Genomic DNA, 21,624 nt, shown 5'->3' with positions numbered 1-21,624 from the left:
GCACCTCCGCGTATACCTTATGCTTCTACATATAGTGGTTGACACGGAGAATGTCAAGGGCTCGCAGGAGCTTGCCGCCCCCCAGTGTTTTCAGCCCTCCCCGACACGCTGAGCGCCGACGCTCTGTGACGTCGCCGAAGACGCGCAGGAGGCGCGCGTACCACAGCTGACGCGTGACGTGAGGTGGCGCAGAGCAGGAGGGCAACCGGTCAGGCCACGCGCTCGTCACGAAAGCCGTTCCGGATGTGCCGGTTGAAGTAGCCGCCTTTCGACTCGGCGGCGACCAAGCGTCGACGATTGGCGTGGGACCCCGAAGTAGCGGTATCTGACGCCACTGTGGAACGTGAGTTCGAGGGTGCTGTCGCTCGCGTACTGCAGGGACGCGAGCCGCGACGACACGAGCGGCGTTCGGTCCGTTCGCAGGCGCGTCATCGCGGAAGCGCCGTCGCGGGTTCGCCGCGCGCCAAGGCGGCCAGGAGGCGGTGCAATGCATCGCGGGCGAGCCGGGCGAAGAGCGCCCCAGGGAGAGGGCGAGGATCGCGATCGAGCGCGCGCTGAGGCGCCGCCGGGTGCCATGGCGCGGCGTGGCACGGAGCACCTCGGTGTGGGCACGCACCCGGCGCGCGAGCGGGCCGGCTCCCAGCAGCACGGCCAGCATGGAGGCGAGCGTCAGGGCGAGCAGTAAGCGCCCGAGGCGTGGGGCCAGGTCGAGCTCGAGCCGCAGGCCGCGCACCCCCAGATGCGTCTTCCAGTCGCGAAAGGTCAGCTCGATGTACATGCGCTCGCGGTAGAGCGCCCCCACATCGTCGGTGGGGAGCGGCGTCTCGGAGCCCGCCGGGACCAGGAGGAACCAGGGCTCCTGGAAGGCCCGGTCGTGGTAGACGATGAGATCGACGGGTTCCTGCGCGGTGTCCTGATACGCGGCGTGTGTGTCGCGGCGGGCCCGACCCGCGCGTCGGCGCACGCGGCCGAGGCTGAGGCGCTGGCCGCCGACGCGCACCATGGTGGTGGCCCGGCCGCGCAGGATAAAGGGGATCTTCAGCCGACGCAGCTGCCGGAGCAGCGAGGCGCGCGCGGAGCCCCGATCGAGAATGAAGATCGGCTTACACCCCGGCGGCAAGCACGCGGCGATCAGAAGGAACAGCGACTCCTCGATCACATTTTGACTCTTGCGAAGGGTGGCGTACTCGTAGCAGACGAACGCGACGGGGAGGACCCGGCGCGCGACGCGCACGCCGGCCATGAGGACCGGCGTCCCGCGGATGGTGGTCTGATCGACCACGATGGGGATCCAGCCCTGTGGGTCGGGGCCGAGGGCGAGGCGGACGAGCAGCGGGCCTTCTCGGATTCCTCAAGCGGGAAGGTGCGCGACAAGGCGCAGAGGGTGAGCCAGCCATGGCCGCTGCGGGCGCCGCGCCAGAGCTGGAGCATGGCTCGCCTTCCCGTACTTCTGTGCGGGGTAGAGGCCGAACACTTGCGCGAAATCTTCGATGTGCACCTGCGCGCCTGGTCGGGGATGTCCTTCAAGACCTTCAACCGCAACATCTACTTGCGCACCGCAGGCTAAGTGGATAGGTATGAGTCGTGATACGTGAGCTTCAGGAGCGCCTCACAACTGTTGAGGACCTCCTATGGGATGTCGTACGTGCGATCCCAGCGGTATGGACCGAGCGCCGCGACGAGTGACGGATCGAGGGGACCGCGATCGCTGGCGGCGAGGTTCGCCTCGACGTGACCGACCTTTCGCATGCCGGGGATGATCGTCGACACAGCGGGATGGTGCAGGATGAAGCGCAATGCGAGCTCCGGCAACGGCACGCCGTCTGGAAGCACCGCCTTCAGCCGCTCGACGCGGGGCAGGATCTCACGGAGATGCTCGGGGGTGAAATAGAGGTTCCGCCAGTCGCCCGCCGGCCAGCTCACACCTTCGTGCATGGTGCCGGTCAGGCTGCCTTCGTCGAATGGAACCCGGGCGATCACCGCAACGTCGAGCCGCTCGCACACGGGGAACAGCTCCTCCCCCGGCGCCTGATCGAACACGTTGTAGACCACCTGCACGGCGTCGACCAATCCGGTCTGAAGCGCCTTCACGACATTCCGAGGTTCCCACCGGTTGACCGAGATGCCAAATCCTCGAATGAGACCATCGCGTTTGAGCTCCGACGCCGCGCGTTGCCAGCTGTCCTCCTCCGCCCAGGCGTCGCTCCACACGTGGAGCTGCTGAAGGTCGATGCAGTCGACGCCCAGGTTCGCGAGGCTCTTTTCGGTCATCTCGCGAATATAGGTGTAGGGAAAGACGCTGCTGATGGACGTCTCGGCCTTGCCCGGCCAGACGCGATCCATCGGTGGCACCTTTGTCGCAACGTATAACCGGCGGTCCGGGTGCCGCTTCAGCGTTTCACGAAGGAGTCGCTCGCTGCGTCCCTCGCCGTACGCATATGCGGTGTCGAAGAGGTTGCAGCCGAGAGCCACGGCACGGTCGAGCGCTTGGAGCGACGCCTCGTCATCCGAGCCGCTCCAACCGCCCATGCCCCACATGCCGTAGCCAATCTCCGCCACTTGCCAGCCAAGCCGTCCAAACCGTCGATAGCGCATACGCGGATCATAGTCCAAGGCGACGGCGGAACCACCCGACGCTGCGCACCGCGCGGGTCCTGCCGAAGTCGGCGACCACACCGCTTACATCCACGGCGCTTTCCGCCGTGGCCTTGGCGATGGACGTCGCTGTCTTCGTGGCCGTGCTGCTCGTCTGTTTCGCGAGCGACGGAAGACGAAGCCAGTGACGACCGTCCGAACGCTCGCCTTGCTCGTTTGCGGCGTCGAGCCCCCGCAGCGGGACCATCGTCGCGGGAGAGAGCTTGGGCGCGAGCGCCGCGGTTTCCAAGGGAGACGAACGGAGAAGGAGCAGTTCCCCTCGACTCCGCTCGGGGCGAGCCCTGGACTTCGCTCGGCGCCGGCTTCGGGGCATCATAGAGGTGTCCAGCGATTGTAGCGTTGCCGTGAGAATGGCCGTGTCCGTCGGGAGGGTGCGCACGCTCGGAGCCAGTCGCGGCGGATACGGGGCAGTGCGTTCTCTTTCCGGCCCTCGTGGGGCAGAGGAGGGGAGAGATGCGAGCCCGGTGGCGCCTCCGATCTGCACGCGCGCCATTCCTGGCCACGTGCGAAGGTGCGCCTCGAGGGGGACATCGCGCGCCACGGTTTCCCGCGGCGCGGGCGCGTCGACAACGTGAACCAACACTGGGAGCTGGCGCAAGGCAATCACGCCTGCAACCAGTGCCGTGGCCATCGTCGCGCAGGCCATGCGAGGCATCCGTTGAGGAGGTCGATCCACGGAGCCGAGAATGCGCTCAACACGGCGCAACAGGTCACCGCGTCGCAAACCGGCGCCAACGCCGAGTCCTCCCGCGCCGCGTAGCAACCTGCCGGGATGATCGACGAGCGCCGCGTCGGCAACCGTGGCGAGGCACGACGCGTACTCATGCGGCGCTCCAGTCCGGCGAAGGACCCATTCGTCCGCGGCCGACTCGCGCTCGAAGCGAAGCATCCGGCCGATCCACCAGATTGCGGGATGAAGACCACAAAATGTCTCGACGCCGGCTTGGAGGAGCTGGCTCCAGTCGTCGAACCGCTCGAGATGGGCATACTCGTGGAGAACGAGCTGATCGAGCTCACGGTCGTCGAGCGCGCTCGCGAGCGATGTGTTTACAGCGATCACCGGTGATCCCAGGCCCAACGCCGTCGCAAGCGCCACATCGTCGGAGACGCAGAGGCGGGCAGATCGGCCATGTCTTGCGGCCATCCAACCGCGAAGGCATCGTTCGCGGGCCAGGCTCAGCGGCGAACAGCGCGCTTTGACACGACGAAGCTTGACGAAGCCGTGCACGAGCGTCAGTAAGCCGAGGAGCACGCCGCCCAGCCACATGCCGATCGCGACGCTGATGAACGCGTCAGGGGGAACGGGTATCGCGACACCGATTGTGGGAGCGCCAGCCTGCAGGTTGGAGACGCGTGGATCGGGCGATTGCGGGACGAGCCATGGTAGTGGTAGCAAGAGGACCGCGAGCAGCGTTGCCCACCACACGAAAGTGCATGCCGCAGCACCGGGGCGCCAGAGGCGCAGCAGCGCGGCAATCGCCAAGGTCAGAGCGACGCCTTGCCAGATCCAGGTTGCCAACAAGGACATCTCGAGAATCTAGCGTTTGACCTGCTTGATGAGTCGCTTGACTTCTGCGAGCTCGCGCTCATCCAACTGCTCCCGCTCGAGGATGTTGAGCGCCAGCAGCCCCGGCCTTCCGTCGAAGAATTGGCGGAGCAGCCGCGCCACGGCGCCGCTCCTGGCGCGCTCGCGATCGACCAGTGGCATATAGACGAACGCACGCCCATCTTTCTCGTGCCGGACGCAGCCTTTCTGCTCGAGAATCCGGAGCAGCGTTTGCACCGACTTGTACGACGGCCGGTCGACGTCAGGCAGCCCTGCCCATATTTCTCCGACCGTGGCGCGTTGCTCAGCCCACAACACCCGCATCAAGCGTAGCTCACCGTCGGTAATGGTTTCGGACCGCTTTCGAGACACGAGAGATTGGCCCCGTTATCTTAATTCGTTAGGATATTAACGGGCTGCCCCCGTGGCGTCAAGTGCCTCAGTGGATGCTGGCACCAACCGGATGAGTCGATCGTCATGCGCGGAGGCAACATCGTCGCGGCGAGTGGCCGTCACGAAGTAAATCGCGCCGTTTGGTGCCACCTCGATGCCGGCAATCGGGCCGAAGCGTCCCTGGAGCAAACGTTCTGTGGCCGTAGCACGCGCCCGATCCCGAGGATCGAAGCGCACGCGCACGATGTCTTCACCTTCGAGCGCGGCAATGAGGAGATCGCCACGGAGCGACTCGATGAGGGTTCCGTCATAGATCGCTGCGCCAGAGGGACCGAGCGCGGCGGGCCACGCGACGACCGGCGCCACCGTACCTGCGCGCTGGCGACCGTTCGTTTCCGCTGCTTGCTCGTCGCCGTAATCGCCGCCAGGTTGGATGCGGTTCAACTCGTCTCGCGCCGTGCCGACGCGCTCGACCTCCCAAAGCTCGCCCGTCAATGGATCCCAGTCGAACCCGCGCGGCGTGTGGTGACCGACGGAGTACACCGGCGACGACCACGGATTGTCATCAGGCGTCGAGCCATCGTCATCGAGGCGCAACAGGCTGCCGTTGTACGAGGACCGCGATGCGCTCACTTCGGGACCGGCGCGCCCAAACGACACGTAGAGTCTGCGATCGGGCCCGAACCGAATCACGGCTCCGGCGTCTGCGGCCGTGGCCGGTATACCGTCGAGGAGAATCAGTCGCTCGCCGAGGAGGCCGTTCACCTCGCGGAAGCGGCTGAGGCGATAACTGAGCGTGCGGTCGGCGCTCAGGGTGGTGTCAACGATGTAAACGAGGCGGTTGCCCGCAAAGTCCGGATGCAGCGTGAGCCCCAGCACGCCTGCGTCGCCCGTGGCCGCGACACCTTCCAGAACGGTCGCATCCAGCAGTTGCGTTTCGTCGAACGCGAGCACTCGCCCCGCGCGCTCTGCGATGAACAGCCGGCCATCGGGGCCAAAGGCGACGGCAGACGGTCGGTCCAGATTCGCGACGACAGTCTGTGCGCGCAAGCGTGTACCGTCGGGCAACGTGATCGCGGCACTGGTCTCGGCCGCGCTCCGCGCCGCCGGATCCGCGTCGCCTGGCGAAGGCGCTTCGACATTGCCTGGCGCAGCTCCCTCAGCGCCGAGTGACGCAGCTCCCTTCGCGGCGATGAGCGTAACGTTCAGGGCTGGCGAGCGGGGACTTTCGACGGAGCCCCCGCGTCTGGGCATGATCGCTGACAGCTGGATGACGTGCGTGCCAGGCGTGAGCTGAGGTAGCGGTGCACCGCAGGCGTAGCCGTTGGGGCCTGACGAGCTTTCGCAGCGAGCACCGGAGAGCTCACCTCGCACACCGTCCACGTACACCGCGAAGCGGAAGCTCGCAACCTCACGCGCGCTCGCCGCCGGCTGCTCCCATGCGATCCGCTCCGTGCCGCGGACGGCAGTCGATTCGCCGCCTGGCGGCGCGCCTGTGGACGGCGGTAGCGGTGCCCCGTCGCAGGCTGCCACCAGCATGCAGACGAGGAGACAGCCAACACGTCTCAGCAGGCTGCATGACGCCATCTCCAAGTGAGGTGTGGTCAGAGAGGACAGGCGAATCAGCACGGGCGCTGTGACAATGACACACTTGCACCAAGCATCGTCAGCGGTGCGCCGTTGAATTATACACAGCTTGTGTCTGAAGTTGCGACAATTGGCGGGTTGGACGACGCGTTCGCGGATGAGGTCACGAGGAAAGCGGGGGACAGTGCTTCAAGGGTCGCGTCTTGGAACGCATGCCCTACGGGAACGATGACGCTCACGATCCCGTGCAAAATGGGGTATCCCTCAAGGAACTGAGAAACGCTCACTTCCAGATCTGAGGGATACCCAGTCTTTCAGCCTGAGACTTGCCCTGGATCGCCTAGAAGATGTGGCACTCCGTCTCACACACTACCTTGAGTACTGTGCATTGGAGTTTGTCCAAAAAGCCGCCGGCGTGCCTGAGACACAACGCATACTGATCGTAGCACAGCTCTAGACAGGTTGGAGGCGGCTTAGGCTTGCCGTATCCATCGGCCATCATGGGTGTTACGAACACCATGCCGACGAGCACTGCCAATGTACCCAACTTGAACACCAGCTTCTTCATTCCAGCTTGCATCATTGTCCTTCCCTCCTACGTCAACTAACGTGTGGAACTACGCTATCGCTGGTAGGCCGATCGGCTGTTGGTTAGCAACCTAAAGGCCTGGGCTACGTAAGGGCGTGCTGTCGATAGCCGGACGTTACGACGACGGTACACGCAAGAGCACCTGCAGAATGCCCACTGCATTGCCGCCACGCGGTCACACCGGTTATCGGGGGAGGTGAACGCCGCCATCGTTGCAGCGTCGCTCACTATACACAAGCAGTTGAGCCTGTCAAGTAACTAAGTGAGCGCAGAAAAGTGAGGCTAAGTCGCCTGAGAAGTAAGTGATCTCGCTCGAGCAGCACAGGTGCTATCCGCGAAGCCACGAGCAACGATAAGTCATCAGAGAGGCTGAGATCGATCTGCTTCTGACCAGATACCGCGGATGAGCATGCAGCGACACGCGAGAAAATCCACGGTTGTAACGACTTCTTCCAACCTCGAGCATGGCGAGCCCGCCGCGCTATACCACCGGAGTCATGATCGACGATTGGCAAAGTGGTCGCCGAGCGCCGCCACCATCGGTCCCATCTTGGGCTTGGTGGGCACGACGGTCGGCGTAATGCCGCTCGCCGCGAGCATCCTCGCCGTCGTCGGGCCGACCGCGACAACCACGGTATGGGTCGTGAGCTGGCGGTGAAGCGCCTCGAGGGCACCGAGACGTTCCGCAATGTGGAGCAAATGACGCACTTGCACCTGGCTCGTGAACGCAACCGCGTCGACCTCGCCATCGATGATTGCCCGCACGACGTGCTCCAGCGGTGCAATATCCTCCGGCAGCACCCACTCGTAGAGGCAAAGCTCGATCAACTGCACGCCGTCTGCGAGAAGCGCGTCCGACAGCGCGTCGTTTCGCTCGCCGTAGTGCACGATACCAACCCGCTGTCCTCTGAGATCGAGGCCTCGCAGCACGTGGAGCAGCTCCGTTGTCGTGTGCGGCTCCGGCACGGCGATTTTCGTGGGCACGCGCTGGCGCGCCAGTCTCGCGACCGGCTTCGGTCCACGGCACACCGTCATCGCCCCGCGGAGCGCTTCGAGCGTCGCGTCGAGACGACCAAGCCGTTCTGCCTCGGTCAGCAGCGCGTTAGCTCCGACGCCCGTCAAAAAGACCACGGCTGCAAAGCCGCCCGTTTCGAGCGCGTCGCAAAACGCCACCACTTCCGTCGTGGCCTCGAGCGGACGCTCGCGGAGAGCCGGCGCGCGCACGACTTCTGCACCCGCACGTTCCATCAACGACGCAAGCGCGTCGGTCAGCCGAGCCTCAAGCACGGCGATACGTCGACCAGCGAGCGGTCGGGCAGGAGTGTCGGACATACGCGATCAACCATCCTCCATCCGAGAGTCACATCTCGGCGAATATCTCGCGTACGCATCTGAAATCCAGGCAGCACGTCCTCGTCGCGGAGCGTGTCCTCCTCGTCAGCACATTCGGCGTCCAATTCGGACGATGGACCGTCAGCGTGCGTACGTTCGGATCCACGACGCAGACGACGCGAGTGCCATGCGCCAGCCAAGCAGCGATTTTGCGTTGTACCTTGCCTGGCCCGTCCTCAGGCGAAAGTACCTCTACCGCGAGGTCGGGCGCTCCATTCCAGTACCCTGCATGAGCATGTCCAGTTCTCCACGCCCGCAGTATGTGCGAGACGGGTGCCAACGCCAAACCGGAGAGAAGAGGCCCGCTTCTCGTCTTCTCCCTCGGTCGCGTCGCAGAAACTGCCTCCTGAAGACGATGATACATCGTCAAAACCGCAACGCAAGGCGGGACGCTAGCGATGCGTCCGTCGCTTCTACCCGAGCGCGGGGTCCCCTTTCGTTTCTGGGTGATGGTTGGCGACGAACAGGTCATAGACGTACGCGCCGATCACGCCACCGATGATAGGTCCGACGATCGGAACCCACCACCAGGAATTGCCTGCCGTGAAGACGTCGCTGCCCCAGCCGGCGATTGCCGTGAAGAGACGTGGACCGAAGTCACGCGCCGGGTTGATGGCGTAGCCGGTGTTGAAGCCGTAGCACATACCGATGGCCGCGACGAGCAGGCCGATGATGATTGGCACCAACCCTGGGTGTGGCGCGCGGTTGCGTTCGTCGGTTGCCGCGAGCACACCAATCATCAACAGCGCCGTGCCCACCACTTGATCGATGAAGCCGCCGGGGAACGCGCTCACGAAGTCTTGGGGATACGTCGCCCAGATCCCGGCCGTGCCTACAGGGCCGATCACCTGACGGATCCCGCCATCGAAATGATCGAGCGCCTCCCCGTACGTCATGTAGACGACACTCGACGCGACGAATGCGCCGAGCATCTGCGCCAGCCAATAGGGAACGACCTTGCGCCATGGGAAGCCGCGCCGCACGGCGAGCGCCAGTGTGACGGCAGGATTGATGTGCGCGCCGGACACGCCGGCGGCGGTGTACACGCCCAGCATCACCGCGAGGCCCCAGGCAAGGTGAATGGCGAGAGGGCTGCCGGCCGTTTCGCGACTCAGCACTGTTTGGGCGACGACACCTAGTCCAAAGATCATCAGTATGAACGTGCCGAGGAACTCAGCCGACGCTTCCCGTAAGGTGCCCGTGAGCTTCACACGCATCTCCCTTCTCGCAAGGCGTTACACCACCAGCGGCGTTCGTTCACTCATGGCGCAAGGGCTCAGCGGCGGAGCTCCTGCACGGTGACGAACCGCGGCTCGATGTCCACCGGGACATCACCAAGCTTCTCGAGCGCTTGCTCTATCTCTGGACGAACGACACCGTACTGATCCGCGAGCGCCTTCGCCTTCTCGTAGCTTCCCTCGGCTTGCAGCGTCATGATGTCGCCGGTGAGCGAGCGTACGGCCTCCTTGATCTTGGTGTCGTCAACGGCAAATGTCCCGCCGGCGTCCAGCGTCACGGCGCCGGCGTCGAGGAAGCGGTTGAGTTGAATCGCGACGCCACGGCCGTGTGCTTCGCTGATGCCAAAGCGAATGGATCGAAACATCGACGCGAGATACGTCGTGTACATGGTGTGCGCCAGGTTGCGGGAAAGCACGTCGTCTGCGATCAGCGTCTCCAGCGCCCAGAGGCCGGAGACATCCGCCTTGGCTTCCTCGATTGTGCTGTACAGCTCTTTGAGCGCTTGACGCACCGTGGTGGTGCTGCCGTCCACGGTGATGTCGTGGGGCCCGAGGCCGTGCATCAACTCGTGCATGACGATATGCGTGAAGAAGGCATCGAAGGCGACGCGCGGCTGGTCCGCCGCCGACAGCACGACCTTGGCAATCGGCTGGAGCACCACGGTGAACTTCGCGTGCTGCACGTTCTTCAGCATGACGCGCTTGCTGCCCTTTTCGCGAATCACGCGCTCGTCGTTCGGCAGGTTGAAGGCGGCGGTCTGTACGCCGCGGTTGGCATCACCAGCGGTGAAGATCACGTCGACGACCCGAATGGGCGAGAGGGCGCCGAGCGTTGGATTGCGATACCGCGGCTCGATGGGTAATCGGTCTTCGAGCGACTGCAAGCGACTCCCGAGGACGGCGAGCTTCTTGCTCTCCGCCTCGTCACGCACCGTCACGAATGCCTCGAACGCGGCCTTGTAGTTGAACCACCCGTCCTCGTACACCTCGTATGGGCCAATCACCGGCTCGATGGAGGCATCGATCTCCATCCAGGCGACGTCGCTCTGGTAATACTCATTCGCGCTGAAAGCCTTCGCGCGCGTCTCGAGGTAGCGGCGGAGCGAGGGCTGTCGGGTGGCCATGGCGGCCTCGCGCAGATGCTCGGCCGCGGCATGGAGCTCGCCTTGATACGCGACGCTGTACGGCACGATTTGAAACGCGCCGTCGGGTGCACGCCGTATGATCGTGAAGAACCCGGTTGCCGCCTGGCGCTCGGGTGCTGGGAGCGATGTGATCCAACGCTCGATCTCGTCGCGCGTGGCATCGGCGGGGTAGAAGTTGGCGCCTTCCGGCTTCGGGCCGACGCCCGGCAGGAACGGCCGATCGTGATCGAGCCGCGACCAGGGACCTTTGTTGATGAGGAAGTAGTGCAGACGTGCGCGTCCGAGCGGCGATTGGTCGCTGGCCCGCTGCAGGAGCCGTGTCGCGTTGGCGGCGGAGACTTGATGGAGGAAGATGCCGTCCATGATGCCGGCGGCTTCCACGAGGTGGACGAGAGCCGTGCGCTCGCTGGCCGGGAGGACGGCAATATCGACCTCGAGATCGACCGGGGCGAAGCGTGCGGTCATGCTGGTCAGGCGCGTCAGGTCGGGCGTGGTCTCGTCCGTCCCGGCGGCGTCTCCCTGCATGTCGGCGAGCGCATCCCCGAGCAAGAACGGCCCTCCGGATCCGGCGAGCGTTGCGGTCGCCACGAGCGGGAGTAGTGCTTTGCGCGTCATACGCTGGATGATAAGCTAATCGTTTGGAGTTCGGCCAACCAGAGGAGAGCAGTGAGAAACGTCGCCCAGGACACCGCCGACTACACCACGATCGAAACCCGCGAGTGGGTCGATTCGTTGGACTACGTCATCGAGAACAGCGGTCCGGCCCGCGCGGCCGACCTCATCGAAACGCTCCGCGGCCACGCCCGGGCGCGCGGGGTGAAGCTGCCGTTCACCGCCGACACGCCATACATCAATACCATTTCGACCGAACACCAGCCCCAGATGCCCGGGAGCCGGACCGTCGAGCGCCGCATCAAAAGTCTCGTCCGTTGGAATGCGCTCGTCATGGTTGTGCGCGCCAACAAGCTCGAGGATGGTATCGGCGGCCACATCTCGACCTACGCGTCCGCTGCCACGCTCTACGAGGTTGGCTTCAACCATTTCTTCCGCGGCCGCGACAACGGCGGCGGCGACTTCGTGTACTTCCAGGGGCACGCGTCACCCGGAATTTACGCACGCGCCTTCCTCGAGGGACGATTGAGCGACCAGCAGCTCGAGAACTTCAGGCGTGAGCTGAAGCCAGGTGGCGGGCTCTCCTCATATCCGCACCCGTGGCTCATGCCGGACTTCTGGGAGGCGCCCACGGTCTCCATGGGCCTGTCGCCCATCATGGCCATCTATCAAGCGCGCTTCAATCGCTATCTCGAGGATCGCGGGTTGAAGCCGAAGGCGAATGGGAAGGTCTGGGCGTTTCTTGGCGACGGTGAGTGTGACGAGCCGGAGACGCTCGGTGCCATCTCGCTTGCCGCACGCGAGAAGCTCGACAACCTCATCTTCGTCATCAACTGTAATTTGCAGCGGCTCGACGGGCCGGTCCGCGGCAACGGTCAGATCATCCAGGAGCTGGAGCGAGTCTTTCGCGGCGCCGGATGGAACGTGATCAAGGTGCTCTGGGGGCGGGACTGGGACTCGCTGCTCGTCAAGGACAACGAGGGCGCGCTCGTCAAGCGGATGGGCGAGGTCGTCGACGGCGAGTACCAGAAGTACTCGGTCTCACCCGGCAGCTATATCCGACAGCACTTCTTCGGCAAGGATCCCCGGCTGCTCGAGATGGTGAAGCACCTCTCGGACGAGGAGCTGAGCAAGCTTCGGCTCGGCGGTCACGATCCGGAGAAGGTCTATGCGGCGTTCGGGGCTGCGGTAGAGCACAAGGGGGCGCCGACGGTCGTTCTCGCCCGCACGATCAAGGGATACGGCCTGGGTGAGAGCGGCGAGGGGAAGAACATCACGCACCAGCAGAAGAAACTGAACGAAGCCGAAGTGCGCGAGTTCCGATCCCGGTTCGGCATTCCCATTTCCGACGCCGAGATCGCGAAGATGCCGTTCTATCGGCCGCCGGACGACAGCCCGGACATGGAGTACCTGCACGAGCGCCGCAAGTCACTGGGCGGCTATATGCCCGCCCGGAAGTTGCGCGCCACGCCGCTCGCCTGCGACTTCGCCGATCTGTTCCAAGAGTTCAACGCCGGCACCGGCGACCGCGGCGCCTCGACGACGATGGTGTTCGTGCGGCTGCTGGCGAAGCTGCTGCGCCACCCGGAAATCGGCAAGCTCGTCGTGCCGATTGTCCCAGACGAGGCGCGCACCTTCGGCATGGAGGCGCTCTTCCGGCAGGTCGGCATCTACTCACACGTCGGCCAGCTCTACGAGCCGGTCGATAGCGACACGCTCCTCTACTACAAGGAAGCCACCAACGGGCAGATCCTCGAGGAGGGCATTACCGAAGCCGGATCGATGTCCTCGTTCATTGCCGCCGGCACGGCCTACGCGACGCACGGCATCAACACGATTCCATTCTTCATCTATTACTCGATGTTCGGCTTCCAGCGCATCGGCGATCTCATCTGGGCCGCGGCCGACATGCGCGCGAGAGGCTTCCTGCTCGGTGGCACCTCCGGCAGGACGACGCTCGCCGGTGAAGGCCTGCAGCATCAGGATGGCCACAGCCATCTCCTCGCCTCCGCTGTGCCCACGTGCCAGGCCTACGACCCGGCGTACGCGTATGAGATTGCCACCATCGTCGAAGACGGTATCCGGCGCATGTACGGTGAACAGGAGAACGTCTTCTATTACCTGACCGTCATGAACGAGCCGTATCCGCAGCCAGCGATGCCCGAGGGCTGCCGCGACGGTATCCTCAAGGGGTTGTACCGCCTCCGCGCATCGACGAAGAAGAAGCCGAGCCGTCAAGCGCAGCTCCTCGGCAGCGGCGCTATTCTGCCCGAAGTGGTCAAGGCTGCCCATGTTCTGGAAGAGAAGTACGACGTTGCCGCCGACGTCTGGAGTGTGACGAGCTATGTGCAGCTCTATCGTGACGGCGAGGCGTGCGAGCGATGGAATCGCTTGCACCCGGCGGAACCTCCCAAGGTCCCTTACTTGACCACGTGTCTCGAGAAGGCGCCCGGCGTCTTCGTCGCGGCCAGCGATTACGTCAAGATGCTGCCGAACGCCATCGACCGGTGGCTCCCGCGGCCACTGACATCGCTTGGCACCGACGGCTTTGGACGCAGCGAGAGCCGCGGATCGCTCCGGGACTTCTTCGAGGTCGACCACCGCCACGTCGTGGTCGCCACGCTCGCAGCCCTCGCGCGGGAGAGGAAGATTGACGGCAAGGTCGTCGCCCGCGCCATCACGGAGCTCGGGATCGACGCGGAGAAACCGAACCCAGCAACTTCCTAACATGGCCACTGAATTCGCACTGCCCGAGCTGGGCGAGAACATCACGAGCGGCGACGTCCTGCGAGTGCTGGTGAAGCCCGGGGACGTCATTGAACGGGATCAACCGGTCCTCGAGCTCGAGACGGACAAGGCGACCCTCGAGGTGCCCTCCGCGGTAGCTGGCCGCGTGCAGACAGTCAATGTCAACGAGGGCGATCAGGTACAGGTCGGACAGGCAGTGCTGACCGTAGAAGACAGTCAGCAAACGGGAAACGGGAACCAGGAACCGGGAACCGGGAAGCAAGAAACGGGAGACGGGAATCAGGAGACGGGCTTGCCTCGCCGTAGCTCGCCGGAGGCGAGCGAAGGCGGGCCCGCGCCGGCCGCCGCCGCACCGGGAGCCGAGGCTGCCGCAGCGGGTGGCGTTGTGGAGGTCAAGATCCCAGAGCTCGGCGAGAACGTGACGTCGGGCGACGTCCTACGTCTCCTCGTCAAGCCTGGCGATGTCGTCGAGCGAGAGCAACCGGTGATCGAGCTCGAGACCGAGAAGGCCACCGTCGAGGTCCCCTCGAGCGCAGCGGGTCGCGTGCGCGAGATCCCGGTGAAAGAGGGCGAGACCGTGAAGGTTGGCCAGGTGATCTTCACGCTCGACGTGTCGGGACCCGGAGCCGCAGCGGCGCCGTCGGCAGGGAAGGCTCAGCCGCCGGACGCCGCCAGCGAAGCCGCGCCAGGCGCCGAATCGCCGGAGTGGGCGCCTGAGGCGGAGCGGCCGCGCGCCGAGGTGTACGACATCAGTCGCGTGGTCAGGCAGGCCCCGAGCCGCGCCGAGCCGTCGCCGCCGGGGCGAGCCGAAGCGATTCCCCCGCGACCCAACGTGCCGGCGGCGCCGTCCATACGGCGGCTCGCACGCGAGCTGGGCGTCGATGTTCGCGACGTGCCTGGCTCCGGTCCGGCGGGGCGCATCTCGCGGGCAGACGTTCTCGCCCACGCGAAAGAGATCATCACGTCTGCGCCGCTGCCCGCGATGCAGCCGGGTGCGGTCGCCGCGCCGGCGCTGCCAGACTTCGCGAAGTGGGGTGAAATCGATCGCAAGACAATGAGCGGCGTGCGGCGAAAGACGGCAGAGCACCTTTCCCAGGCATGGTCGCTCATCCCGAGCGTCACACAGTCGGAGAGGGCGGACATCACGGCGCTCGAAGACCTGCGCAAGCGGTTCGCGCCGCAGGTGGAGCAGGCGAGTGGCAAGCTCACAGTCACCGCGATTCTCGCGAAGATCCTTGCGGCCGCCGTCAAGGCGTTTCCACAATTCAACACTTCGCTCGATTCCGCGCAGGAAGAGCTGATCTACAAGAAGTACGTGCACGTGGGCATCGCTGTCGATACCGAGCGCGGCCTCCTCGTGCCGGTCATCCGTGACGTGGATGCCAAGAACATTACGCAGATTGCAGTCGAGATCGCACAAGCGGCGCAGCGAGCACGGGACCGCAAGCTGACGATGGCCGAGATGGAAGGGGGCAGCATCACCATCACGAACCTGGGTGGTCTCGGCGGTACCCATTTCTCGCCGATCGTGAACTGGCCAGAGGTGGCGATTCTCGGTGTGTCGCGCGCGCGCATGGAGCCGGTCTGGATCGACGCCGCCTTTCAGCCGCGGTTGATGTTGCCGCTGTCGCTTTCCTACGACCATCGCGTGATCGACGGCGCCGATGCCATGCGCTTCCTGCGGTGGGTGGCCGACGCGCTCGAGCAACCGTTCCTGCTCGCTCTTCAAGGATAGTCTTCTCCGTACGTAGCGCGCGGCCTTCAGGCCCTCGCTACGACTCACAGCTCATAACTCCTGAAATCCATGTCAAACAGGACACAGCTCGTCGTGATTGGTGCAGGGCCGGGCGGGTACGCTGCCGCATTCCGGGCGGCGGACCTCGGCTTGGACGTCGTGCTGGTCGACGAGGAAGCCAATCCTGGCGGCGTCTGCACATACCGAGGCTGCATCCCATCGAAGGCGCTGTTGCACGTGGCCAAGCTGCTCTCCGAGGCGCGGCACGCGTCTGCCTGGGGAATCGAGTTCCCCGAGCCGCGAGTCGACGTCGACAAGCTCCGGGCATGGAAGGAGCAGGTGGTCGCGAAGCAGACCGGTGGTCTCGGACAGCTCGCGAAGCTGCGCAAGGTTCGCTACATGCAGGGACACGCGAGCTTTGCCGACGCGCAGACGCTGACCATCATCCAGCGGGGAGGCGGCGAGGAGACGGTGCCTTTCGAGACGGCCATCATCGCGACAGGCTCGCGCCCGATGACGCTGCCGAACACCGCCCTCGGTCCGGAGCGGCTGCTCGACTCGACGTCGGCGCTCGAGATCACACGTGTTCCGAAGAATCTGCTGGTCGTGGGTGGCGGATACATCGGTCTGGAGCTCGGGTCCGTGTATGCCGCCCTCGGCTGCGAGGTCTCAGTGGTGGAGATGATGGCCGGCTTGCTCCCGGGCGTGGACCGAGATCTCGTCCAGGTGCTCCACCAGCGCATGGAGCGTGTCTGCAAGAGCATCATGCTCGAGACGAAAGTGGTCCAGATGGAGGAGGTGGTGGGCGGGGTCAAGGTGACGTTCGACGGTAGCGCCAACCCATCCGAGCAGGTTTTCGATCAGGTGCTCGTTGCCATCGGGCGCAGGCCGAACTCCGAGATTGCCGGCCTCGAACGAACTCGGGTGCAAGTGGATCGCCGCGGATTCATTGGTGTCGATGCGCAGCGGCGCACCGACGAGCCGTCGATCTACGCAATCGGCGATGTGGCGGGCGAGCCGATGCTCGCGCACAAAGCGAGTCATGAGGCGAGGGTCGCCGTCGAGGCCATCGCGGGACACAAGGTCGCCTACGAGCCCCGGGCCATTCCTGCCGTCGTCTTCACGGATCCCGAGATTGCGTGGTGTGGCCTCACCGAGACCGAGGCGGGACGGGGAGGAACCCCCATCGACGTGGCAAAGTTTCGCTGGGGTGCGTCGGGGCGCGCCACGACGCTCGATCGAAACGACGGGCTCACGAAGCTGGTGATCGAGCCAAAAACGGAGCGCGTGTTGGGTGTGGGAATCGTGGGCGTCGGAGCCGGCGAGCTCATCTCGGAAGGCGTGCTCGCGGTCGAGATGGCAGCGCTGGTGCGCGACGTCGCCCTGAGCATTCACCCGCATCCCACCCTGTCCGAGACCGTCATGGAGTCTGCCGAGGTGGCCCTCGGCGAGAGCACGCACGTCTATCGCCCGAAGAAGAAAGCCGGAGCCGTCCCCATTCGACTCGGCTGACGGCCCGCCTTCGGTGCGCCGTCAGCCTCGCTCATAGCAAGCCGCAGCCGAGGCGAATGCCCTGAGCGAGCGAAGCGAGTCGAAGGGCTGTTTCCCGTCTCTCTTCATCCCTCCTAGATAGCAACTCATCCCAGACGTCGCGGTGTGCCCGCCTCGCGAGTGTTACCCTGACGGGCGTGGCAGGGGTCCCTCTCTTGGCAAGGCGACTGTGGCGATGGAGCGCAATTGCCCTGGCGTGCTGGACCGTCGAGGGCCTCACATATACGCTTCAGTTTCACTTTCTTCACGAGTCGGCGGGGGAGCCCGTCACCTGGGGATACGCGCTCAGCATCAGCCTGACGAATGCGCTGCTCTGGGTGCCCTTCACGGTTGCCGCCTTCTGGCTCGTGGAGCGTTTTCCCGTGGAGCGGGGACGCTGGCATGTTGCTGTCGGCGTGCATCTGGTAACGGCATGTGTCGTGGTACTGCTTCGAGCCATCGTTGTCGTATGGCTGGACCCTTGGGTAGGGTGGTACGCCGAGACGCCGACCGTAGAGCGCGTTCTCGCTACGCGCTTCCAGGAGAACCTAGTGCTGTACTTGATGCTGGTCGGCGTGGCCCACGCCCTGCATTACGCGCAGGCCGTCCGGATGCGTGATGCCCAGCTCGCCCGCGCGCAGCTCCAGGCGCTCACGGCCCAGATGCGGCCGCATTTCTTGTTCAACACGCTGAACACGGCTGCCTCCTTGATGCACGAGAATGTGGTTGCGGCAGAGCGGGTGCTGGCGCAATTGGGTGAGCTGCTCCGCCGGTCACTCGCGGCAGGTGACACACCAGAGGTGTCGCTGCGGGGCGAGCTGGAGTTCCTGCGCCTGTATCTCGAAATCGAGCAGGCGCGGTTCGAGGATCACCTGAGCGTCCAGTGGCACCTCGATCCGTCTGCCCTCGACGTGGCGGTGCCGCATCTCATTCTCCAACCGCTCGTCGAGAATGCCCTCCGTCACGGGATCGCCCCGCGCGCAACATCTGGTACGGTCACCGTGACGGCGCGCCTCGCGGGCGATTGGCTCCAGGTCGACGTTCACGACGACGGTGTCGGCATCGACGCGGCGCCCCCTCACCGCCGGGGTGCGGGCATGGGCCTTGCCACGACGCGCGCCCGCCTGAGCCACCTGTACGGCCCGCGGCATCGATTTACCGTGCGTGGCGCCCCCGCTGGCGGTACGATTGCCACGCTCGTCATTCCCGCGCGCCGCGCGGCCGCCAGGCTATGAGTCATTCCAACCCAATCCGGGCACTGATCGTGGACGATGAGCCGCCGGCGCGCCGGCACCTTGCGCGGCTGCTGGCAACGGAGCCGGATATCTCGGTGGTGGGCGAATGCCGGCACGGTCTCGAGGCAGTGGCGCGCATCGAGGGCCTACGGCCTGATCTCGTGTTCCTCGACATCCAGATGCCGGAGGTGGATGGCTTCGAGGTCGTCGCCCGAATCGGACCGGAGCACATGCCGGCGGTGATCTTCGTGACCGCCTACGACGAGCATGCGCTTCGCGCGTTCGAAGTGCACGCGCTCGACTATCTGTTGAAGCCGGTCTCGCGCGAGCGCTTTCACGCCGCCGTTGCAAGGAGCCGGCGCATCATCGGCACACCGGAAGTCGAGACGCACGCGCGGGCGCTGACGGGCGTTGCTCACGGACAGGCGCGGTTCACGGAGCGGATCTCGGTGAGACATCGAGGCGAGACTCGGCTCATCGACATCGGCGAGATCGACTACATCACCGCAGAGTTGAACTATGCGCGCCTCCACGTGGGTGAGCGCTCTTATCTGATCCGTGACACGCTCAATCATCTCGAGACCACGCTCGACCCGTCCCGCTTCCTTCGCATCCACCGCTCCGCCATTGTGCAGATGGATCGCGTCCGCACACTCACGTCTCGGTTCCAAGGCGACGTCACGCTGATGCTTCGCAACGGCGTTCGACTGAAGTCGGGCCGAAGCTATCGAGCACGGATCCGCGCGGCGTTCTGATGTTGAGCGGACGAAAAGGTACCCGGTTCCTTTTTCAATCACCGGAGGAGCTTGGCAGCGGTCCGAAACACGGCATCGAGCATGCTGGGCGTGAGCTTGCCTGTCTGCGTGTTCTGGCGACTGGGGTGGTAGGACTCGACGAGGATCGGTAGGCCTCGCTCCCGAGGTCTGAAGAGCTGCCCGTGGAAGAACGCCGGCCGCGGGCGGACGTGAATGCCTCGCCCTGCGAGCAGACGCCAATATGCTTCCGACGCCAGTCGTCCCAGTGCCACGACGACTTGAAGGTTTGGCAAGGCCGAGACCTCCGCTTCGAGATGGCGATGGCAGCTCAGGATCTCGTCGCGTGTCGGCTTGTTCGCGGGCGGCGCGCAGCGAACGGCTGCCAGCACATAGGCGTCGCTGAGCACCAGGCTATCGTCGGCCCGCTCGGACGTCGATTTGTTGGAGAAGCCGGTGACCTGCATGGCGCGCATGAGAAAGTCGCCTGATCCTCCGACGCCGTCACCGGTGAACATGCGCCCCGTCCGATTCGCGCCGTGCGCCGCTGGGGCCAGGCCAAGCACGAGCAGCCGCGCGCGCGGGTCTCCGAAGCCGGGCACCGGCCGAGCCCAGTACGTCTCGTTCCTGTAGGCCGCTTTCTTCTCGCGTGCGACCTGCTGGCAGTGCGCCCGCAACCGAGGGCAGATCTCACAGCGAATCACCGCGCGGCGGGCAGCTTCGAGCATCGGAGGGACAACGGGTCAAGCCCCCTGAACAAGAGCATCTGCCTGCTCGTGCGCGTGATACGAGCTCCTGACGAGCGGACCGGATTCCACGTGGCCGAATCCCATGTCGAGCGCGGCCTCCTTCAATTGCGCGAACTCGGCCGGCTCGTAGTAGCGAACCATCGGCAGGTGTGCTGGCGTTGGCCGGAGGTATTGTCCAATCGTGAGAATCTGGACTCCCGCGTCGCGCAAGTCGCGACACACCGCGATGAGCTCCTCCCATTGCTCGCCGAGACCGACCATCAGCCCCGTCTTGGTGGGAATATGCGGCGCGAAGGCGCGGGACCGGCGAAGCAGCTCGAGGGTCCTGGTGTAGCGTCCGCCGGAGCGTGCCGCGCGATAGAGGCGCGGCACCGTTTCCGTGTTGTGATTCAAGACGTCTGGGCTGGCGTCGAGCACCGCCCGCAGAGCATCCGCTTTGCCTTGGAAGTCTGGGATCAGTACCTCGATTCGTGTCTGCGGCATTGCGGCTCGAATGGTGCGGACCGACGCCGCGAAGATCGAGGCGCCGCCGTCCGGCAGATCGTCGCGATCCACCGACGTGATCACGACGTAGCTGAGACCGAGCCGCTCGACCGCTGCGGCGAGCCTCACCGGCTCTTCGAGGTCGAGCGGTGCCGGACGCCCGTGTGCCACGGCGCAGTAGCCGCAATTTCGCGTGCACACGTCGCCGAGAATCATGAACGTCGCGGTTCCGTGATGCCAGCACTCACCGATGTTCGGGCAGCGTGCTTCCTCGCAGACGGTGTGCAGGCCGGAGCCGCGCATCAACTGCTTGAGCCGCACATAGTTGGCCGAGCCGGGCGCGCGAACCTTCAACCATGCTGGTTTGGGCTGTCGCTCGGAAGGTCGGATCAGGTGCAGCGGCGAGACACTCGACATCCTGAGTATCGTAACATGTGGCGCATGACGACCCAGTCCTCCTCCCTCGCGATAACCTGGCTTGGCCATGGCACGTTCCTGCTGGAATCACCGGGCGGCCGGCGCATCCTGCTCGACCCGTTTCTGACCGACAACCCGGCGTGCCCGGAGCAATACCGGCGATCGGTTGGTCCGCTCGATGCCATGCTCATCACACATGGCCACGGCGATCACGTGAGCGACGCGCTTCGCATCGGACGAGAGACCGAAGCGCCGGTCGTCGGCTCGTACGAGGTCTGTGCGTGGCTCGAGCAGAAGGGCCTCAAGAATCTCGTCGGCATGAACATTGGTGGCACAACGACAGTAGCCGGTGTCCGCATCACGATGGTTCAAGCCATACACGGCAGCGGCTTCGTGGAGGACAACCGCATTGTGTACCTGGGCCTGGCCGCTGGGTTCGTGCTGCGCTTCGAAGACGGCCTCGTGGCGTACTTCGCGGGCGACACGGATGTCTTTGGGGACATGCGTCTCATTGCACAACTGTACGAGCCGCAGCTCGCGTTTCTCCCGATCGGTGATCACTACACGATGGGACCGCGACAGGCGGCGCTGGCGTGCGAGCTGCTCGGCGTGAAGCAGGTCGTGCCGATGCACTACGGCACCTTTCCCGTGCTTACAGGCACTCCCGCGGCGCTGCGTAAGCTGGTCGAGCCCAAGGGCGTCCAGGTCTTGGAGCTCGAGCCGGGCCGGACGGCCCGATGAGTGACGGACGCCTCGGCGAGGCGTCCCTACGTTGCGCCGATCGTAGGGTGCGTTCTCCCTCGCACCTTGGTCAGGCG

18 protein-coding genes are annotated in these 21,624 nt (G+C 65.0%); 7 read left to right on the top strand and 11 right to left on the bottom strand.

Annotated elements, in window-relative coordinates; genetic code table 11:
- Positions 1-25: 25 nt before the first annotated feature.
- Entirely contained in the window at positions 26-1,282 is a 1,257-nt protein-coding gene (locus GEV06_13100) for a transposase (GenBank protein MPZ18834.1), read from the bottom strand.
- A gap of 102 nt (positions 1,283-1,384) precedes the next feature.
- On the opposite strand from GEV06_13100, the gene GEV06_13095 reads away from it, so the two are divergent.
- Positions 1,385-1,567 carry a hypothetical protein gene (locus tag GEV06_13095; protein ID MPZ18833.1) on the top strand — a complete coding sequence of 61 codons (183 nt, stop codon included), beginning with the start codon at positions 1,385-1,387 and terminating at the stop codon, positions 1,565-1,567.
- A 62-nt stretch (positions 1,568-1,629) separates the two neighbouring features.
- Here the strand turns inward: GEV06_13095 and GEV06_13090 are convergent, their stop codons facing one another.
- The 8 genes from GEV06_13090 to GEV06_13055 form a co-directional block, all read right to left on the bottom strand.
- Positions 1,630-2,595 carry an aldo/keto reductase gene (locus tag GEV06_13090; protein MPZ18832.1) on the bottom strand — a complete coding sequence of 322 codons (966 nt, stop codon included), beginning with the start codon at positions 2,593-2,595 and terminating at the stop codon, positions 1,630-1,632.
- Between the two features lie 7 nt (positions 2,596-2,602).
- Positions 2,603-4,183, bottom strand: a complete 1,581-nt coding sequence (locus tag GEV06_13085) for a hypothetical protein (protein MPZ18831.1) — start codon at positions 4,181-4,183, stop codon at positions 2,603-2,605.
- Positions 4,184-4,192: 9 nt separating this feature from the next.
- Positions 4,193-4,525, bottom strand: coding sequence for a BlaI/MecI/CopY family transcriptional regulator (locus tag GEV06_13080; GenBank protein MPZ18830.1), 333 nt, complete (start codon positions 4,523-4,525; stop codon positions 4,193-4,195).
- Between the two features lie 84 nt (positions 4,526-4,609).
- Complete coding sequence (locus GEV06_13075; protein MPZ18829.1) at positions 4,610-6,181, bottom strand: hypothetical protein; 1,572 nt, start codon at positions 6,179-6,181, stop codon at positions 4,610-4,612.
- Between the two features lie 1,084 nt (positions 6,182-7,265).
- Positions 7,266-8,102: a hypothetical protein gene (locus tag GEV06_13070; protein MPZ18828.1), complete on the bottom strand. Its 837-nt coding sequence runs from the start codon at positions 8,100-8,102 to the stop codon at positions 7,266-7,268.
- A 28-nt stretch (positions 8,103-8,130) separates the two neighbouring features.
- Positions 8,131-8,634, bottom strand: coding sequence for a hypothetical protein (locus tag GEV06_13065; protein ID MPZ18827.1), 504 nt, complete (start codon positions 8,632-8,634; stop codon positions 8,131-8,133).
- Positions 8,576-9,379 carry an MIP family channel protein gene (locus tag GEV06_13060; protein MPZ18826.1) on the bottom strand — a complete coding sequence of 268 codons (804 nt, stop codon included), beginning with the start codon at positions 9,377-9,379 and terminating at the stop codon, positions 8,576-8,578. The genes GEV06_13065 and GEV06_13060 overlap by 59 nt, the downstream gene beginning before the upstream one ends.
- Before the next feature lie 59 nt (positions 9,380-9,438).
- Positions 9,439-11,070 (bottom strand): hypothetical protein, encoded by a 1,632-nt coding sequence (locus GEV06_13055; GenBank protein ID MPZ18825.1) that lies wholly within the window; start codon positions 11,068-11,070, stop codon positions 9,439-9,441.
- Positions 11,071-11,211: 141 nt separating this feature from the next.
- Between GEV06_13055 and aceE the strand changes: the two genes are divergently transcribed.
- The 5 genes from aceE to GEV06_13030 all read left to right on the top strand — a co-directional run bounded on the left by aceE (position 11,212) and on the right by GEV06_13030 (position 19,160).
- A complete protein-coding gene (aceE, locus tag GEV06_13050) occupies positions 11,212-13,884 on the top strand; it encodes a pyruvate dehydrogenase (acetyl-transferring), homodimeric type (GenBank protein MPZ18824.1) in 2,673 nt (890 codons plus the stop codon).
- Position 13,885: 1 nt separating this feature from the next.
- Complete coding sequence (gene aceF, locus GEV06_13045; GenBank protein ID MPZ18823.1) at positions 13,886-15,640, top strand: dihydrolipoyllysine-residue acetyltransferase; 1,755 nt, start codon at positions 13,886-13,888, stop codon at positions 15,638-15,640.
- Positions 15,641-15,709: 69 nt separating this feature from the next.
- Positions 15,710-17,152 carry a dihydrolipoyl dehydrogenase gene (lpdA, locus tag GEV06_13040; protein ID MPZ18822.1) on the top strand — a complete coding sequence of 481 codons (1,443 nt, stop codon included), beginning with the start codon at positions 15,710-15,712 and terminating at the stop codon, positions 17,150-17,152.
- A 194-nt stretch (positions 17,153-17,346) separates the two neighbouring features.
- Positions 17,347-18,405 (top strand): sensor protein lytS, encoded by a 1,059-nt coding sequence (locus GEV06_13035; GenBank protein ID MPZ18821.1) that lies wholly within the window; start codon positions 17,347-17,349, stop codon positions 18,403-18,405.
- Entirely contained in the window at positions 18,402-19,160 is a 759-nt protein-coding gene (locus tag GEV06_13030; protein MPZ18820.1) for a response regulator, read from the top strand. Before GEV06_13035 ends, GEV06_13030 begins: the two co-directional genes overlap by 4 nt.
- A gap of 38 nt (positions 19,161-19,198) precedes the next feature.
- Here GEV06_13030 and GEV06_13025 read toward each other — a convergent pair whose 3' ends face one another.
- Together GEV06_13025 and lipA are read right to left on the bottom strand one after the other, a co-directional pair.
- Positions 19,199-19,885, bottom strand: a complete 687-nt coding sequence (locus GEV06_13025; protein MPZ18819.1) for a uracil-DNA glycosylase — start codon at positions 19,883-19,885, stop codon at positions 19,199-19,201.
- A gap of 15 nt (positions 19,886-19,900) precedes the next feature.
- A complete protein-coding gene (lipA, locus tag GEV06_13020; protein ID MPZ18818.1) occupies positions 19,901-20,806 on the bottom strand; it encodes a lipoyl synthase in 906 nt (301 codons plus the stop codon).
- Positions 20,807-20,830: 24 nt separating this feature from the next.
- On the opposite strand from lipA, the gene GEV06_13015 reads away from it, so the two are divergent.
- Complete coding sequence (locus GEV06_13015) at positions 20,831-21,547, top strand: metal-dependent hydrolase (GenBank protein MPZ18817.1); 717 nt, start codon at positions 20,831-20,833, stop codon at positions 21,545-21,547.
- The last annotated feature ends 77 nt before the right edge of the window (positions 21,548-21,624 follow it).

The organism is Luteitalea sp. (assembly GCA_009377605.1).
Lineage (GTDB): Bacteria > Acidobacteriota > Vicinamibacteria > Vicinamibacterales > Vicinamibacteraceae > WHTT01.
The sequence above is the reverse complement of the archived record's forward strand: the minus strand, read 5'-3'. Positions and strand labels throughout refer to the sequence as shown.